Source organism: Frischella japonica (assembly GCF_014489845.1).
GTDB lineage: Bacteria > Pseudomonadota > Gammaproteobacteria > Enterobacterales > Orbaceae > Frischella > Frischella japonica.
In genome coordinates this window covers 195,282-213,944 of sequence record NZ_JABURY010000016.1, presented here as the reverse complement: position 1 = coordinate 213,944, position 18,663 = coordinate 195,282, and the positions used below count along the sequence as shown (strand labels likewise).

Below are 18,663 nucleotides of genomic sequence, written 5' to 3'. Positions count from 1 at the left end.
TATTTTACTTAACTTCTTTACCTTGGGCTTGGAGATCGGCGTGATAGGAAGAACGCACAAAAGGTCCACACGCTGCATGGGTAAAGCCTAAATCAAATGCAATACGTTTAAGTTCTTCAAACTCTTTGGGTGAGACATAACGTTCAACAGGTAAATGGAATTTACTTGGTTGAAGATATTGACCTAGCGTAAGCATGGTTACACCATGGGCCCGCAAATCTTTAAGTACTTGAATTAATTCTTCATTGGTTTCACCCAGTCCAACCATTAACCCAGATTTGGTTGGTACATTAGGATGCAACTGTTTAAATTTCGCTAAAAGTGCCAATGATCCTTCATAATTCGCACCGGGACGAATTTTTTTATACAATCGTGGAATATTTTCTAAATTATGATTAAAAACATCAGGTGGATTTTTTTTAAGTATTTCGACAGCGTCATCAATACAACCACGAAAATCAGGTGTGAGTGTTTCTATTTTGATGTGCGGACTTAACGCACGGATCTCACGCGTACAGTCAGCAAAATGACTGGCACCACCATCTTTAAGATCATCTCGGTCAACAGAAGTAATAACGACATATCTAAGTTTCATTTCATGAATCGTTTTTGCCAGTTTGACGGGTTCTTGTTCATCAGGTGGCAATGGTCGACCATGTGCCACATCACAAAAGGGGCAACGGCGCGTGCAGATATCACCTAAAATCATAAAAGTTGCGGTTCCATGATTGAAGCATTCAGCAAGATTTGGGCAAGATGCTTCTTCACAGACGGAATGTAAACCATGTTTTCGCATCGTATTTTTAACATGTGCAATATTTTCAGAATGGGCGGGAAGTTTAATCTTCATCCATGCTGGTTTTTTCAATAATTCAGAATCTTCAACCATGATTGACGGAATTAACCGTGTTTTATCGGCATCACGGTATTTCGAACTTTTGACAGTTATGGGGGTTAAATTAGCCATAGTTTATTTAATATCTATTTGGGGTTAAAAGTGCGTAATATCTTTCTAGTTTCAGTTAAACTCATGAATATAATTGCTGAATAAAATAATTTGTTAATTTATGGCGAATCTCATCGCGATCGAGCTCGACTAAATAAGCTTTGACTTGTGTCATTTTTAAACCCGCATAACCACAAGGGTTAATATGATTAAATGGTGTTAAATCCATGTCAACATTCAAAGCTAGACCATGTAATGTGAAACCATGTTGAATATGTAAACCCAAAGAACAAATTTTTTCATTGTTAACATACACACCTGGTGCATCTGATTTAGCATAGGCATCAATGTCGTAATCTTTTAGAGTAAGTATCACGCTATCTTCTAATGCATTTACGGTATCACGAATCCCGACTTTTAATCGTTTGAGATCCAGCAAAATATACATTATTTGTTGACCTGGGGCATGATAAGTAATTTGTCCTCCACGGTCTGTCTGGATAACCGGAATGTCAGTTTGCTGTATAAGATGTTCCGCTTTACCTACTTTGCCTTGAGTAAATACAGCAGGGTGTTCAACTAACCAGATTTCATCTGGTGTATCACTATTACGCTGTTGAGTAAAATGATGCATTTGCTCATACATGGGTAAATAAGGCTGTAAACCAAAATTTTTAACAACGGGATTATCCATTAATTAGATACCTATTTTGCTACCGATATTTAAATATATAGAAAAATCTTATAAATAGGGTAAAACAAAAACATATTGTTTTTTAACAACTTACCAAGTTTTAAACGCTTAATCAAGCGTTCAACGATCTTTCTATTTGATCGATTAGAGTAACTAAGATTCTGTCGAATATAACAAAAATAGATAGAAGTTGACAATATATGCAAAAAAAGGATATAAGATAAATAATGCTGATTTAATATTTAAATTCTTAAAAACTACAATAATATCATAGTAGTAAAAGTTATAAACGGACATACATTGAAATAGTTGATTAATTTGATAGGAATTAACATCCCTTTCGAATACCACCATCCCTTTACCTTTCTTAAGGTAAATGGCAGACTTATATCAAAAGTTATGTTTAAGACTAACGTAATGCGGGTTAAGTTTTTAATCTGCAATTTTTATAACAAAAAAGAGGTTTAAATATGTCAGACATGCAAATGAATGATATCGATCCCCTAGAAACGCAGGATTGGCTGAAAAGTATTGAATCAGTAATTCGCGAAGAAGGAACCGAACGTGCTCAATATATTATTGAACAAATTGTAAATCAAGCACGTGAAGGTGGCGTACCATTACTGTTTGGATCTTCGACTAGTAATTATATCAATACGATTCCTGTTGAAGAACAGCCTGAATATCCAGGTGATTGGGAACTTGAAAGACGTATTCGTTCTATCGTTCGTTGGAATGCGATAATGATGGTTTTACGTGCATCTAAGAAAGATTTAGACTTAGGTGGACATATGGCATCTTTTCAATCTGCTGCAACATTTTATGAAGTTGGTTTTAATCATTTTTTCCGTGCTCGTAATGAAAAAGATGGTGGTGATTTAGTTTATTTCCAAGGCCATATTTCTCCCGGTATCTATTCGCGTGCATTTATTGAAGGTCGTTTGACAGAAGAGCAACTGGATAATTTCCGTCAAGAGGTTCATGGTAAGGGTTTACCATCTTATCCTCATCCAAAATTAATGCCTGATTTTTGGCAATTTCCAACCGTATCAATGGGCTTAGGTCCAATTAGTGCGATTTATCAAGCTCGATTCTTAAAATATCTTAACCATCGTGGTTTGAAAGATACCACTGAGCAAACTGTTTATGCTTTTTTAGGTGATGGTGAAATGGATGAGCCTGAATCAAAAGGCGCAATCACTGTAGCAATGCGTGAAAAACTTGATAATCTTGTTTTTGTGATTAACTGTAATTTACAGCGTTTAGATGGACCAGTCACCGGTAATGGTAAAATTGTTAATGAACTCGAAGGAGTATTTGCTGGCGCGGGTTGGCAAGTCATTAAAGTACTGTGGGGTGATCGTTGGGATAAGTTGTTACAAAAAGATAAGTCAGGTAAATTAATTCGTCTGATGAATGAAACCTTAGATGGTGATTATCAAACATTTAAATCGAAAGATGGAGCCTATGTTCGAGAACATTTCTTTGGCAAATACCCAGAAACGGCAGAATTAGTTAAGGATATGTCTGATACAGAAATCTTCCGGTTAAATCGTGGTGGTCAAGATCCGGCAAAAATGTTTGCTGCATTTAAAAGAGCAAAAGAAACTAAAGGTCGTCCAACGGTTATCCTTGCTCATACAATTAAAGGTTATGGTATGGGAGATGCCGCAGAAGGAAAAAATATTGCCCATCAAGTAAAGAAAATGAATATGGACGGCGTACGTCATGTACGTGATTTCTTCAATATTCCCGTTAGTGATGATGCCATTGAAAAATTACCTTATATCAAATTTGAAGAACATACTCCAGAATACAAATATATTCATGAACGCCGCCAAGCATTGCAAGGTTATGTGCCAACTCGATTGAAAAAGTTTACTGGTCAAGTTTCAATTCCGGCCTTGTCTGAATTTAGTTCATTACTTGAGGCTCAAAGCAAAGAAATTTCAACGACGATAGCGTTTGTGCGAGCCCTTAATATCATGCTAAAAGATAAAGACTTAGCTCCACGCTTAGTGCCAATTTTAGCTGATGAAGCACGTACGTTTGGTATGGAAGGGCTATTCCGGCAAATCGGTATTTATAATCCGCATGGTCAACAATATATCCCACAAGATAGAGAGCAAGTGGCTTACTATCGTGAAGATGAAAAAGGTCAAATTCTGCAAGAGGGGATTAATGAAATGGGCGCGGGTGCTTCTTGGCTTGCCGCAGCGACTTCATACAGTACCAATGATTGCCCAATGATTCCATTTTATATTTACTACTCAATGTTTGGTTTCCAACGTATTGGCGATTTAATGTGGGCAGCCGGTGATCAGCAAGCGCGAGGATTCTTGATTGGCGGTACCTCGGGTCGCACAACTTTAAATGGCGAAGGTTTACAACATGAAGATGGGCATAGCCATATTCAATCTTTAGTGATACCAAATTGTATTTCTTACGATCCATCATATGCTTATGAAGTTGCTGTAATAATGCAAGATGGCTTACGTCGTATGTATGGCGATCAAGAAAATGTTTATTATTACATTACAACATTGAATGAAAACTATGAACAACCTGGGATGCCAGAGGGGGCTGAAGAAGGTATTCGTAAAGGTATCTATAAACTTGATACCATTGCGGCACAAGCGGGTAAACCGAGTGTACAGTTATTAGGTTCCGGTGCGATTTTACGGCATGTTCGTGAAGCCGCAGCAATATTAGCTAATGATTATGGTATTGGTAGCGATGTTTATAGTGTCACTTCCTTTACTGAACTTGCGCGTGAAGGGCAGGATTGTGAACGTTGGAATATGCTACATCCGACACAACCAGCAAAAGTTCCTTATATTACGCAAGTGATGAATGAAAACCCAGCAGTAGTTTCAACCGATTATATGAAACTATTTGCAGAACAAGTACGGGCCTATGTACCAGCTGAAATATATAAAGTTTTAGGTACTGACGGTTTTGGTCGTAGTGATAGTCGCGAAAATTTACGTCATCACTTCGAAATCGACGCTAAATATGTAGTTGTTGCAGCCCTAAGTGAACTGGCAAAACGCGGTGATATCGAAGCTTCTGTGGTTGAGGAAGCCATTAAAAAATTCGATATTGATGCTGAAAAAGCTAATCCACGTATTGCATAAGAGGTCATGATAATGAGTATTGAAATTAAATTACCTGACATTGGTGGCGATGAAGTCGAAGTAACTGAAATTCTGGTAAATGTTGGTGACAAAGTTGACGTTGATCAATCGATTATGACGGTTGAAGGCGATAAGGCGTCTATGGAAATTCCTGCGCCACAAGCTGGGATTGTTAAATCTATCTTGGTAAAAGTCGGCGATAAAGTGAAAACCGGTGTGGACATCATGGTGTTTGATGCGGAGGGCGCAGCTGCTTCGGCACCAACGCAAGATGCACCTAAAGCGCAGATTACACCAGAGCCTGCTACCGTTAGTGAAACTGTTGATGTGAATGTTCCTGATATTGGTGGCGATGAAGTTGAAGTTACCGAAATCTTAGTTAAAGTCGGAGATACCATTGCAGTTGATGATTCTTTAATTACCGTGGAAGGTGATAAAGCGTCAATGGAAGTGCCAGCCTCCATAGCTGGAACAGTAAAAAATATTACAGTTAAAGTTGGCGATAAAGTGAAAACAGGTTCCAAAATTATGGAATTTGTAACTACTACGGCTGCATCTGCATCTGTACCGCCAACACCTTCGCCAAGCGTTGAAAAATCTAAACCATTACCAACATCTACACCAACGCCAGCATCGGTTGCAAAATCAGCACCTGTTGCATCAAGTAATGAGTTTATTGAAAATGAAGCCTATGCTCACGCTACACCATCGGTACGCCGCTTAGCACGTGAATTTGGCGTGAATTTGGCTAAAGTGACAGCAACAGGTCCGAAAAACCGTATTTTACGTGAAGATATTCAAGTTTATGTAAAAAATGCGGTTAAACAAGTTGAAAGTGGTGCAGCCGGTGGTGGAGCTTTACCTGGTTTACTGCCATGGCCGAAAATTGATTTTGCTAAATTTGGTGAAGTAGAAGCATTACCGTTAACGAAGATACAAAAAGTTTCAGGTGCTAATTTACACCGCAATTGGGTAATGATCCCACATGTGACTGAGTTTGATGAAGCGGATATTTCTGATTTAGAGGCTTTCCGTAAACAACAAAATATGGAAGCTGAAAAACGTAAACAAGATCTAAAAATTACGCCATTAGTCTTTATTATGAAAGCAGTTGCTAATGCTTTAGCTGCGTATCCGCGTTTTAATAGTTCATTGTCTGAAGATGCGCAAACATTAATTTTAAAGAAATACATCAATATTGGTGTGGCTGTCGATACACCAAACGGCTTAGTTGTGCCTGTATTTAAAGATATTGACAAAAAAGGTATTATTGAATTATCCCGTGAATTAGCTGAAATCTCGAAAAAAGCGCGCGATGGTAAATTAACGGGTGCTGATATGCAAGGTGGTTGCTTCACGATTTCTAGTTTAGGTGGCATTGGCACTACCTCGTTCACACCGATTGTAAATGCACCTGAAGTGGGTATTTTAGGAGTATCACGTTCCGCAATGAAACCAATTTGGAATGGTAAAGAATTTACTCCACGCTTAATGCTTCCTTTATCATTATCCTTTGATCACCGGGTGATTGATGGTGCTGATGGGGCAAGGTTCTTAAGCCATATCGTTAAAGTATTATCCGATTTACGTCGTTTAGTGATGTAAGAGGGAGATTTCAATGAGCAAAGAAATTAAAACGCAAGTTTTAGTATTAGGTGCAGGGCCTGCCGGTTATTCAGCGGCTTTTAGAGCTGCTGATTTAGGTATGGAAGTGACACTTGTTGAACGTTATTCAACTTTAGGTGGTGTCTGTTTAAACGTGGGTTGTATTCCTTCTAAGGCACTGTTACATGTTGCAAAAGTGATAGACGAAGCAAAATCATTAACCGCTCATGGTATTGTGTTTGATGCACCAAAATTAGATTTAAATAAAGTGCGTAGTTGGAAAGAGAAAGTGATCAGTCAACTCACTGGTGGTTTAGCCGGCATGGCCAAAATGCGTAAAGTGAATGTAATACATGGTGAAGCTAAATTCACAGGTAGTCACACTATGGCGGTACAAACGGCTGAAGGTGAAACCATAATTACATTTGATAATGCGATCATCGCAGCTGGTTCCCGACCAATTCAATTGCCATTTATTCCTCATGAAGATCCTAGAATTTGGGATTCTACAGACGCATTAGCCTTAACGACAATTCCAAAACGTTTATTATTAATGGGTGGAGGGATTATCGGTCTGGAAATGGGTACTGTTTATCATACCTTAGGATCGGAAGTGCATGTGGTGGAAATGCTTGATCAAGTTATCCCGGCAGCTGATAAAGATGTTATTAAGATCTTTACCAAACAGATCGAAAAGAAATTTACATTAATGCTTGAAACCAAAGTTACACAGGTTGAAGCGAAAGATGATGCTATTTACGTCTCAATGGAGAAAAAAGATGGCACAATTGAAACCCATGCTTACGACGCTGTATTAGTAGCAATTGGTCGAACACCAAATGGTAAGCTAATCGATGCTGAAAAAGCGGGTGTCAATATTACGGATCGTGGATTTATTGAAGTTGATAAACAAATGCGTACCAATGTTCCACATATTTATGCCATTGGTGATATTGTTGGTCAACCTATGCTTGCGCATAAAGGTGTCCATGAAGGGCATGTAGCAGCTGAAGTAATAGCCGGCAAAAAACATTATTTTGATCCCAAAACGATCCCATCTATTGCTTATACTGAACCAGAAGTTGCTTGGGTTGGCTTAACTGAAAAAGAGGCTCAAGCAAAAGGTATTGATTATGAAGTGGCAATTTTTCCATGGGCGGCGTCAGGTAGGGCAATCGCTTCTGATTGCTCAGAGGGAATGACTAAACTGATTTTTGACAAAGCATCCAATCGTTTATTAGGTGGTGCTGTTGTTGGGGCAAATGGTGGCGAATTGCTAGGCGAAATTGGTTTAGCGGTTGAAATGGGTTGTGATGCGGAAGATATGGCTTTAACGATTCATGCTCATCCAACGTTATATGAATCGATTGGTTTAGCAGCAGAAGTTTTCGAAGGTTCCATTACAGATCTGCCTAATTTGAAAGCAAAAAAGAACTAGTCGCTCACAATCAACTTAATATATTTAAAAACCGACTTTCACGTCGGTTTTTTTAATAGTATGATATAGCGTTTTTAATATATTGGAGAATTAGGATGTTTGGTTTATTTAAAAAGAAGAAAAAGCAAGTTGAGCTATTTTCTGTGTGTGAAGGAACATTTAAAACAATCGATCAAGTTAATGATCCCGTTTTTGCAGATAAAATTATGGGTGATGGTTATGCGATAACCCCTGTAGATGGTAAAGTTCAAGTTAATTCGCCAATTAAAGGTAAAGTAATGAGTATTTTTCCTACTAAACATGCAATTACATTTGTCACTGATGAAGGAATTGAAGGTTTAATCCATATGGGAATTGATACTGTCGCTTTAAAGGGTGAAGGTTTTAACGTTTATATTGAAGAAGGTCAATCTGTCGATCAAAATACTTTGTTGGCAGATATGGATATTGATTTTGTTACTGCACAAGGTAAAGATCGTGACATTATTATTGTGTTTACCAATTTGGAAGAAGGTCAAAAAATAGCTATTAACCAATCTGGAGCAGTAACAAAAGGGCAATCTGTTGGTAATATAGAAATATAATTTGAAAATTTATATATTAGTAATAAAAGGCTATTATTAGCCTTTTTTATTGCCTGAAAGTTATTGATGCTTATTTAATATTAAAATTATCCATTATTTTGTATATATAGAATGCTAGCAATTAATTATTAAATTCTTAAAACTAAATAATACTAATATGTGGATGATGATTTTTTGATAGTATTAGATGTATCTTTAATATCGATAAATGACTAGGTTTAAAATGACAATTTTTGTTCATCTTTACAATTTTTTTGTTATTTTTTTAACAAAAAATTACAAAAATTGACATCAATTATTATGGAAAATATTCAAATAGATTATCTACTTAGATAATTTAAATAGAATAAAACGATCGATCTCATCTTTATCGATCGTAAATATCTATTGGATATGTCATAGAGGATCAAATATAGTGAGATCATCATGAAGTTACCAGTCTTATGCGTATATTATGAATTGTTGTAAAATATTAATTCCTTACTGAAACTCATGATAATCGACCCGGCTTAGCTGGGTCTTTATAAAGGATAAAAATAGAAGAAAATAATTCTTTCGGATCTTTATCGTTCAATGATTTGTATTATTTCACTAATATTAAGAGTGATGTTTAAACTCGCTAATTTATTGTTCTAAAACCTCTTCCGTAATATAAACCCATGATAATTGACCCAGTAACTGGGTCCTTTTTAACTTAACAACAATTTAAAGACCAAAAAAATCATTGTCAGTATCTATTTATCAAAAATATCATCGTTATTATCAGTAACTATACACAGGATTTGATCATATTAAAAGGATCTTCTTTATTTACTAGTTAAGTTTCTGTGGAATATGTTATCAATAAAGTAAACGAAACTGATTTAATTTAGTAAAGATAGCAATATTTATGAAATTAGCATTTGTCATTTATAAATCAGATTGATGACCAAAAAAATTTGTTAAAAGTAATAACAGGATAGCTAGTCATTAGATGATTGGCTTACTTGAATTAGGTATCTTACTATTAATCAATTTCCCATTTTTGCAGATGGTTATTTTACTTTATTAGTGCGATCTGGATCTAAGATTTTACTGATCGAACTGGGTGCAGATGAGATCGCTAAGAATAGCAATATGATATTCATTTATATAGTTATAATAAGATCTATTTTATCTAAGAATAATTAAAAATAAATGACCCAGCTTGGCTGGGTCTGGTTTTGTTTTGAGAAAGTAATCAGAGGATAAATTTACTCAGATCTTCATCAGCGACCAATTTATCAAGATGTTCACTAACATAATTAGCATCAATCGTGATTGTTTTACCTTCTAATTCACTGGCATCAAAGGAAACTTCCTCCATTAGCCGTTCTAAAACCGTATGTAGACGACGTGCGCCAATATTTTCATTTTGTTCATTTACCTGCCAAGCTGATTCGGCGATCTTGCGAATGCCATCTTGAGTAAATTCAATATTCACGCCTTCTGTTGCCATTAAAGCTTTATATTGTACCGTCAATGACGCATTAGGTTCGGTTAAAATACGTTCAAAATCTTCACTGGTTAATGCTTGCAATTCTACCCGAATTGGTAATCGACCTTGTAATTCCGGAATTAAATCAGAAGGATTTGCGGTTTGGAATGCGCCAGAAGCAATAAATAAAATATGGTCAGTTTTGACTGAACCATGTTTAGTTGAAACGGTACATCCTTCAACTAATGGTAATAAATCACGTTGCACTCCTTCACGAGAGACATCTGGACCTGATGAATTACCACGTTTACATACTTTATCAATTTCATCAATAAATACGATTCCATTTTGTTCAACTGCTTCAATTGCTTCGTGTTTAAGATCTTCAAGATTTACTAATTTAGCCGCTTCATCTTCAATTAATTGCTTGAAAGCGTCTTTAATTTTCATTTTACGAGGTTTGGATTTTTGTCCACCTAAATTTTGAAACATAGACTGAAGTTGATTGGTCATCTCTTCCATACCTGGAGGTGCCATAATTTCAACACCAATATTCATACCCGAAACTTCAATTTCAATTTCTTTATCGTCTAAAGTCCCCTCACGCAATTTTTTGCGGAATGCTTGTCTTGCGGTAGATTCGGTGGAGCTACTATCTGTTTGGCCCCAGCCATCTTTAGCCGGTGGTACTAATACATCGAGAATACGTTCTTCTGCTAGTTCTTCAGCGCGATTACGATTTTTTTCCATGGCTTGACTACGGATCATTTTTACTGCTGAATCGGTTAGATCACGGATGATAGAATCAACTTCTTTACCTACGTAACCAACTTCAGTAAATTTGGTTGCTTCAACTTTAATAAATGGCGCATTCGCCAATTTGGCTAAGCGACGTGCAATCTCGGTTTTACCTACACCAGTAGGACCAATCATTAAAATATTTTTGGGTGTTACTTCGTGACGTAATGCTTCATCAAGTTGCATGCGTCGCCATCGGTTACGTAGTGCGATAGCAACCGCACGTTTAGCTTTATCCTGACCAATAATATGTTGATTTAATTCGCTAACTATTTCACGTGGAGTCATTTCAGACATAATATATTCTCTTTAAATCGGTTAATTAATAATTCAATTCTTCAATTGTTTGGAAGCTATTGGTATAAACACAAATGTCACCAGCGATAGATAACGATTTTTGTACGATATCTTTTGCTGAAAGATCTGAGCAGTCCAATAAGGCTCTAGCGGCAGCTTGTGCATATGGGCCACCAGAACCAATCGCAATTAAATCATCTTCTGGCTGGATTACATCACCTGTTCCGGTAATAATTAATGATGCAGTTTCGTCTGCAACCGCAAGTAGCGCTTCTAATTTGCGTAACATGCGATCTGTGCGCCAATCTTTAGCTAGTTCAACCGCAGCTTTGGTTAAATGACCTTGATGCATTTCAAGTTTTCGTTCAAATAATTCAAATAAAGTAAAGGCATCGGCTGTTCCTCCAGCAAAACCAGCAATAACTTTATTATTATAAAGGCGACGTACTTTTTTAGCATTGCCTTTCATGATAATTCGTTCACCTAAAGTGACTTGCCCATCACCACCAATGACAACTTGTCCGTTACGACGAACACTAACGATTGTAGTCATATATTACTCCTTTAAATTTTGGTCCTAACCCTAGGATCAACTTAGTATAGATTTAGCTTATATTGGGTTAAAGAATTTATTTTCAACCACTAGAATGTATAGAAAACGTAAAAACAAATAACTTAACCTTTTCACTTCGATATAATAGGTATTTATTCGTTAGCGATCTAATAGCGCATTTATTGTAAAATAGATAATAGATTATAATCGTTATTATAGATTGTTAATCGAGTCGTGATTAGCAGTAACGAGAGACGAATGATTTTATTTCTATATTGATATAAATATTTATTTAGGGTAATTCAATCATGAATAATCTTTTTTTATTAAGAGTAATTAACAATGTGTAATAATGAATCAAAAAGATTGAGTCAAAAAAAGGGGCTAGTACTCTGTTATTTTTGCTGCAAACAATCCATTGTTTTTGCAATGTTGTGGCTGAGTATGGTGTTATTGTACGGGGTAATCTGTGCCCATACTAATCAATTAGGTCAAGATGAATTTTATCGGTTTATCTTTTTTATGCGCCATCCTGTGGTAATGGGATTAAATTGTCTTGCATTACTCATTGCCCTTGTCTTCTCGATAACTTGGTGCTCTTCAATAAGTCAACGATTTTTTTGTCAACGTTCTCTATCTAAATCAATAAATATCATATTATTAGCATTAATATCGGTTATTTCGGTACTTTTGTATTTGGTCATCGTGGGACATTTTAGATAAGGTTAGAAAAACTAATGAATATAAATAAATCAAATACTTTTACGGAAAATTCTTCGATTTATCTTGGATTATCAAAGTTGGCAGGCTTATGGTTTGCTTTGTTTGCTCCAGTTGTTTTTGTTATTATTGGCTATCTTATTCCTTTTGGCGATGTACAAACATTAAGCAATATTTTAAAGCTGACCGACACCTACATTGGGAAAGGTTTTTTATTTTTAACCATTACTTTACCAAGTGGCTATGCTTTTGATCGGATTTTAAAAATTTTAAATTATTTTAATATTTACCCTAAAAGATCTAAATTATCCATTTACGGATTGGCGATAATTTGGGCAATGCATGCTTTTTATGTGATATTTCTACGTTAACAAGAAAGATCAAATCTGGATGTTAGATTTAATGATTAAAGGCGCGTGCAAAAACACCACTTCCTTGATAAGTAAACCTTTTGGCACAACAAGCAATAAATACAGATTCACCGACCTTCAATTTACATCTATCGGACTCAGTATTAATTTCTATTTCACCTTCAACACATAAGATAATTTGTGCACTGCTAATGGATTGCACTAATCGTTGTTGTTGGCTATGGATGATTTCAAAGGCAAAGTCATCAATGGATACTGGAAATAGCGTCTTATTCTCTTGCTGACGCGGTTGTGTCAATAACTGTGTACTTGGAATACTCGTGAAAGAAGTGTTATTAAATAGCTCCTCAATATCGATATGTTTATTAGTTAACCCCGCACGTAATACATTGTCAGAATTGGCCATGATCTCTAATCCAGTACCACGTAAATAAGCATGTGGTGTTTGAGCATTAAGAAACATAGCTTGTCCTGGTAATAATTCAATGATATTTAATATTAATGGCGCAAATACACCACAATCTGAAGGATATTTTTGGGAAATCGGTGGAATATAATTAAATGGTGGTTCCGGTAACGATTTAATACTGGTTAATAACGCTGAAATAGCTTGTTGTTTTATTGCGCCTTCTAAAGTTAACAAACTGTGAAAAAATCGTTTTAATCCGAGTTCGCTAGGATTAGCAGCCAAAGTTAAAATATGTTGTTCAATGATAGGAATGGATAATTGATTAAATAATGCCAAAATTTCTGCAATAGGGCGAAAACCATTCATGGCTAAAAAAGGGGTAATTGCATAGATTAATTCTGGTTTATGATTCGGATCTTTGTAATTACGATTGGGTGAATTCATTGGAATGCCTAATTGATTTTCTTTGGCAAATCCTGCTTTAGCTTTATAAAGTTCAGGATGAACTTGAATAGATAATGGTTCTTTGGCAGACAGGATTTTGAATAGAAAAGGCAGCGATTTAAATTGTTGATAAGTCTTTGCTCCAAGTATTTTATTTGGATAGCGATTAATGAGCTGATCAAGTGGTTCTTCAACCCCTTGTGCATTTATTGCTGTTGATACTCCACCAGGATGAATCCCCATCCACATTTCAGCCATCGGTTTATGCTCGGGATTATCAATATGAAAATACTTTGGAATACCATCTAAACTGCCCCAGTCAAAATTTTTAAAAGTATTTTTTAATTTCCAAAGCGTTGTTTTCATAAAAAAACTCCAGCTAAATAGTCAATAATGTTATGGATAACCCCTATTTGCCTTAATTGGATTGATATAATCAATAAAAAAATGCTCGCAAATATAAAGGTTATTCTTAGTGATGTACCGTGCTATTTAATCTGATAATGCTTATTATTTAATTATTGTTATTTGATAAATAGCCTATAATTTAATCGTAAAGTGCCATCTTCGAGAATGATTTTTCACATGCTCTCTTATTTTAAAAAATTTGATATATTTATTGCTTAGCAGTTTCTTTTATGGTTATCTTACAATTACTTAAAGTATAGTTAGTAGTCAATAGCAATTGTTTAATAAAACAGATAAATTAAACTTTCATTTTCATGATTTTTATGGCATTACATGTCATTATTTCTCGTTAACAGAAATATAGACCGTTTTATTTTATCGTTCTTATTTAAATAAAAAAACGATTATCTTTAATAATCAGCTTAATTAGCGATTATTTTTGTTTAAATAAGGCTCTCTTCAAAATGGTAAAAAAACTTAATGATCTGACCATGCGTTGGCTATCAATGTAATTACGAATTGCCCTTAAGACTTTTTTGGGTTCTTTTGAAGCAAAGATGAAATTGCCATTCTTTTTAGTTTGGATCGCATAACGTGGGATCCATTTCCCTTTGAATAAAACAATTGCTGTGACATAGTCGACTTCCTCCCATGGAATTTGTATATATTTACGGTTATCTCGTCGATGATAAAATTCAAAGGCTTTATCGCCAATCATAATATCGCCATATTCAGTTAAACCTAAAAATGAAGTGCCAGGCATAACAAGATCAACTTTACTATTTAATGACTGAACCATGCTTATAATTTCCAAGCGAACATATCAATGTTACAAATGTTAATATTTGACTCTTACTTATTTGAGAACATTACTTACCAAGTTGAATGCGGAGGGTTTCGCTCCGCATTTTGGATTATAATAGTCCAATAACGTGACCAAGAATACCAATAATAAATAGCCCTAAGATGATAATGATTGGTGAGACTTTCTTACGCAGCAACCACATACATAAGAAGGTCAAAAGTAAAGGCATTAAACCTGGAATCAATTGATCTAAATTATTTTGTAGCGTAGTTACCTTTTCCTGTGTAAGTGCTAAACCACTTTGCGCTTGGATTAATGCCTGTTTTATCCCTTCTGTTCCTGAAGGAATATGGGCCCAATCGACAACGGCTTTCTCATCTAAATCAATTTTAGAAACTATCGATTTGAAATTAATCGATACCCATCGTTCTACTAAAGCGGCGAGGACAAACATCCCTAAAATTGAAGCACCTTTAGTTATTTTTTGTAACAACCCACCTGATAAATTATCAGTAATTTTTGCACCTGTGCGATAGCCAAATTCTTGGGTATACCACATAAAACCCATACGAATCAGATTCCATAAAATAAAGAATAAAATTGGTCCAATAATTTTACCATCCATTGCTAATGCAGCACCAAGTGCGCCAAGCATAGGACGAACTGTAAACCAAAATACCGGATCACCGACACCGGCTAATGGTCCCATCATACCGACTTTAACCCCTTGAATTGTCACGTCATCAACAGTTGCACCATTTGCACGTTCTTCTTCTAATGCTAATGTCACGCCTAATATAGGAGAGGCGAGATAAGGGTGAGTATTGAAAAACTCCAAGTGGCGTTTTAATGCGGCTGCACGATCTTCTGTGGTGGTATATAGTCTTTTTATCGCAGGTATCATTGAAAAAACCCAGCCACCATTTTGCATACGTTCATAATTCCAAGAACCTTGTAAAAATGTAGAACGCCATGCGACAGCTAAACGATCTTTTTTTGTCAACTGAATTTTATGTTCCATCTTAATTTCCTCGGCACTTAGTAATCATTTAAAATATCATCGAGCGGATCGCCAGTATTATTACTACCATTTGCGAAACCGCTACGCTCAGACAGATTTAGATAGAGTAATGCTAATGCAATACCTAAAGCACCAAGCGCAATTAAAGTCAGTTGTGAAATTGCTGCGACGACAAAACCAATGACAAAAAATGGCCATACTTCTTTATTTGCCATCATATTTATTACCATTGCATAGCCAACAGCAACAACCATTCCACCACCAATAGCCATACCCTCTGTTAACCATTTAGGCATCCAATTTAAAATCGTTTGTACTGTACTGGCTGGAATGAAAAGCAATGCTGCAGCTGGAATAGCGATGCGTAAACCTTGCATAAAAATCGCTACAATTTGTAGAAATTCGATTCTGCGAATATCGCCTTTTCGCGCCGCATTATCCATCATATGTACAATCGGGACGGCTAAGGTACGTACAACCATTGTTAAGAATAAACCAGCAACAGCCAATGGAATTGCTACCGCAATTGCGGTAGAAACACCATATCGTCCTTGACCACCTAGCACTAATATAATAGCAGAGGCGACCGATGCTAAGGCTGCATCTGGTGCAACAGCAGCACCAATATTCGCCCAACCAAGCGCAATCATCTGTAAATGACCCCCAAGTAGTACTCCCGCTTCAATATTACCAGTCACTAGACCAATTAGTGAGCAAGCAACTAATGGTTGATGAAATTGAAATTGATCTAATATACCTTCCATACCAGCAAGAAATGCTATGATTATTACTAATACAATAGCAAAAATAGATAATGTCATAATAAAACCTCTTAAGCTTAGTATTACTTATTTTGTTCGGATAATTCTTCTTTCGCTTTTTTCAATAACTCATCCAAATTACTGGTTGAATCATTGGGGACTTTGCGAACATCAAATTTAATATTCAATTGTTTGAGTTTATCAAATGTAGCTACATCCTCAGTACTCATTGAAAGCACTTTATTAACCATTACCTTTCCAACCGAGTGTGCCATTGAGCCAACATTGATGGTATGAATATCAACACCACCTTCTATAGTACGCAATACATCTTGTGGGTTTTCAAATAGTAGTAATGCTTTTGTATTACCAAAACGAGGATCTTTTGATATTTCAATCATTTTTTTGATTGGAATAACGTTCGCTTTTACACCTGGAGGTGCCGCTTCTTCAATCAGTTTTTTGCGTAAATTATCTTTTGCAACGGAATCTGAAACGATAATAATTCGATTTGGGTTAGTTGATTGTGTCCATGATGTTGCTACTTGACCGTGTAATAACCGAGAGTCAATTCTGGCAAGGACAATTTTGATTCTACCATCACCAATAACGGTTCCTTCAGGCAATGAGTTTGCATATTGTTTAACAGATTGAACGGTATCACTCTTAGCAATTTTTGAAGTTGTTTTTATGCCTTCTTTGCCAGGCGTAACAATTGCAGCGGCTATTTCTTGAGCACTTACCATTGAAAATCGTGAAGAATATGCTTCGATTAACATTGGCAAATTCAGCCCAGAAACAATAATCCAGTTATCTTGATGGGATGCACATAAGCTATTAGCTTGATTAAACGGCGTACCACCCCACAAATCAACAAGAAATAAAATCTGATCTTTATTGTCAAATGTTGCTATCGCTTCTTCCATTTTTTGTTTTAAATTTTCTGGACTATCGCTAGGATGTAGTGCAACAGCTTTAACGTTCTCTTGCTCTCCAAAGATCATCGTACCTGATTGTAGAATACCTAGGGCAAAATCACCATGACTTGCCAGGATAATACCTACCATTTTTATCTCCTTTTCGATAAAACGTTAACCATAAATAGAATTTATTAATCAATAAATTTGGTTTCGATATATTACATGGTATCGATATGATACTCGGTTTCGATATGTTTTTATGTGGTGTTGATCAGATTTTGATAAAAAAACTGATCATGAAATAAAAAAAATAACTGTGAAAAGTGTTAAACTGTGTTGGTAAAATTTATTCCAGTTAGTTAAATTTTTTATTAAGTAAAAAAGTCTAACAAATGTTAAAGCAAAAAATATTCAATCATAATAAGGAAGCTCTGCCATGAAATATAAATTAATTGCTTGTGATATGGACGAAACATTATTAAACGATGATAAAGAAGTTTCGCAACAAAATTATGATGCCATCACTCAAGCGCGGGAATTAGGTATAAAATTTGTATTAGCGAGTGGTAGAGGTTTTATGAATATTCAAGAAACCGCTAAGAGGCTTAATATTCATAATCAATCTAATGAATATATTATTTCTTTCAATGGTGGTGTTATTACCGAAAACAAAGATAATAAAATTTTATTGCAACAAGGAATTACATTTGAACAGGTTAACGAACTGTTTAAAATCGGTTTAGGTTACGATGTTGGTTTTCACATTTATACCTTAGATACCGTTTATATCTATCGGATTAGTGATGAAGAACGTGATTACATGACCGGACGACTTGATAATTGCATAAACTTGACTGAACCCAATCTCGACTTTTTAGCTAACCAAGTTATTATGAAAATTCTTTTCCAAAATGATGACCGTCATTATTTGGAAAAGATTGCACAAGCTATACCAAAAGATGTTTTATCAACTTTTACAATTAGTTATTCTGGTAATCGCTATATTGAATTTAATCAACAAGGAGTAAGTAAAGGTGATGCGCTGATTAAATTGGCAGAACAATTAAATATTAAACGAGAAGAGATAATTGCCATTGGTGATAATAATAATGATATTTCCATGTTAAAAGCAGCCGGATTAAGTATTGCTGTTGCTAATGCAACCAATGATGCCAAAATCGCCGCTAAGGTTGTTAGCCATTACAATAATAATCAATCAGCTGTCGCACAAATTATCGATCAATATGTGTTAGCGAAGTAGGTTAAATCATTTAGCCAATATTAAACAGCCATTTC

Annotated in this window: 16 protein-coding genes; 7 read left to right on the top strand and 9 right to left on the bottom strand. The window is 35.6% G+C overall.

Translation table 11 applies throughout. The annotated features are described in order from the left end of the window. Positions 1–4: 4 nt before the first annotated feature. On the bottom strand, positions 5–967 hold the full coding sequence (gene lipA / locus FcAc13_RS07980) for a lipoyl synthase (protein WP_187755679.1): 963 nt from the start codon (positions 965–967) through the stop codon (positions 5–7). Positions 968–1,028: 61 nt separating this feature from the next. After that, on the bottom strand, positions 1,029–1,640 hold the full coding sequence (gene lipB / locus FcAc13_RS07975; RefSeq protein WP_187755678.1) for a lipoyl(octanoyl) transferase LipB: 612 nt from the start codon (positions 1,638–1,640) through the stop codon (positions 1,029–1,031). Positions 1,641–2,110: 470 nt separating this feature from the next. On the opposite strand from lipB, the gene aceE reads away from it, so the two are divergent. The 4 genes from aceE (at position 2,111) to FcAc13_RS07955 (ending at position 8,404) form a co-directional block, all read left to right on the top strand. Further along, positions 2,111–4,777, top strand: a complete 2,667-nt coding sequence (aceE, locus tag FcAc13_RS07970; RefSeq protein ID WP_187755677.1) for a pyruvate dehydrogenase (acetyl-transferring), homodimeric type — start codon at positions 2,111–2,113, stop codon at positions 4,775–4,777. A 12-nt stretch (positions 4,778–4,789) separates the two neighbouring features. Beyond that, a complete protein-coding gene (aceF, locus tag FcAc13_RS07965; protein WP_187755676.1) occupies positions 4,790–6,382 on the top strand; it encodes a pyruvate dehydrogenase complex dihydrolipoyllysine-residue acetyltransferase in 1,593 nt (530 codons plus the stop codon). A 13-nt stretch (positions 6,383–6,395) separates the two neighbouring features. Beyond that, a complete protein-coding gene (lpdA, locus tag FcAc13_RS07960; protein ID WP_187755675.1) occupies positions 6,396–7,820 on the top strand; it encodes a dihydrolipoyl dehydrogenase in 1,425 nt (474 codons plus the stop codon). Between the two features lie 95 nt (positions 7,821–7,915). Then, on the top strand, positions 7,916–8,404 hold the full coding sequence (locus FcAc13_RS07955) for a PTS sugar transporter subunit IIA (protein ID WP_187755674.1): 489 nt from the start codon (positions 7,916–7,918) through the stop codon (positions 8,402–8,404). Positions 8,405–9,623: 1,219 nt separating this feature from the next. On the opposite strand, the gene hslU is transcribed toward FcAc13_RS07955, so the two are convergent. Continuing rightward, the gene (gene hslU, locus FcAc13_RS07950; RefSeq protein WP_187755673.1) at positions 9,624–10,955 is read right to left on the bottom strand and encodes an ATP-dependent protease ATPase subunit HslU; all 1,332 of its coding nucleotides are present in this window, start codon (positions 10,953–10,955) and stop codon (positions 9,624–9,626) included. A gap of 25 nt (positions 10,956–10,980) precedes the next feature. After that, the gene (gene hslV / locus FcAc13_RS07945; RefSeq protein ID WP_187755672.1) at positions 10,981–11,508 is read right to left on the bottom strand and encodes an ATP-dependent protease subunit HslV; all 528 of its coding nucleotides are present in this window, start codon (positions 11,506–11,508) and stop codon (positions 10,981–10,983) included. A 342-nt stretch (positions 11,509–11,850) separates the two neighbouring features. Here hslV and FcAc13_RS07940 point away from each other — a divergent pair, with 342 nt between their 5' ends. Together FcAc13_RS07940 and FcAc13_RS07935 are read left to right on the top strand one after the other, a co-directional pair. After that, positions 11,851–12,231 carry a succinate dehydrogenase/fumarate reductase transmembrane subunit gene (locus FcAc13_RS07940; protein WP_187755671.1) on the top strand — a complete coding sequence of 127 codons (381 nt, stop codon included), beginning with the start codon at positions 11,851–11,853 and terminating at the stop codon, positions 12,229–12,231. 14 nt (positions 12,232–12,245) lie between these two features. Further along, positions 12,246–12,599, top strand: coding sequence for a succinate dehydrogenase/fumarate reductase transmembrane subunit (locus FcAc13_RS07935; protein WP_187755670.1), 354 nt, complete (start codon positions 12,246–12,248; stop codon positions 12,597–12,599). Positions 12,600–12,627: 28 nt separating this feature from the next. Here the strand turns inward: FcAc13_RS07935 and manA are convergent, their stop codons facing one another. The 5 genes from manA to FcAc13_RS07910 form a co-directional block, all read right to left on the bottom strand. Further along, on the bottom strand, positions 12,628–13,818 hold the full coding sequence (gene manA, locus FcAc13_RS07930; RefSeq protein WP_187755669.1) for a mannose-6-phosphate isomerase, class I: 1,191 nt from the start codon (positions 13,816–13,818) through the stop codon (positions 12,628–12,630). 475 nt (positions 13,819–14,293) lie between these two features. Continuing rightward, complete coding sequence (locus tag FcAc13_RS07925; protein ID WP_187755668.1) at positions 14,294–14,659, bottom strand: DUF956 family protein; 366 nt, start codon at positions 14,657–14,659, stop codon at positions 14,294–14,296. A gap of 115 nt (positions 14,660–14,774) precedes the next feature. Then, positions 14,775–15,686 (bottom strand): PTS system mannose/fructose/sorbose family transporter subunit IID, encoded by a 912-nt coding sequence (locus FcAc13_RS07920; protein ID WP_187755667.1) that lies wholly within the window; start codon positions 15,684–15,686, stop codon positions 14,775–14,777. 17 nt (positions 15,687–15,703) lie between these two features. Continuing rightward, complete coding sequence (locus FcAc13_RS07915; RefSeq protein WP_187755666.1) at positions 15,704–16,507, bottom strand: PTS mannose/fructose/sorbose transporter subunit IIC; 804 nt, start codon at positions 16,505–16,507, stop codon at positions 15,704–15,706. Positions 16,508–16,530: 23 nt separating this feature from the next. Continuing rightward, a complete protein-coding gene (locus tag FcAc13_RS07910; protein ID WP_187755665.1) occupies positions 16,531–17,514 on the bottom strand; it encodes a mannose/fructose/sorbose PTS transporter subunit IIA in 984 nt (327 codons plus the stop codon). A 289-nt stretch (positions 17,515–17,803) separates the two neighbouring features. Here FcAc13_RS07910 and FcAc13_RS07905 point away from each other — a divergent pair, with 289 nt between their 5' ends. Then, positions 17,804–18,628: a Cof-type HAD-IIB family hydrolase gene (locus tag FcAc13_RS07905; RefSeq protein WP_187755664.1), complete on the top strand. Its 825-nt coding sequence runs from the start codon at positions 17,804–17,806 to the stop codon at positions 18,626–18,628. Positions 18,629–18,663 lie beyond the last annotated feature (35 nt).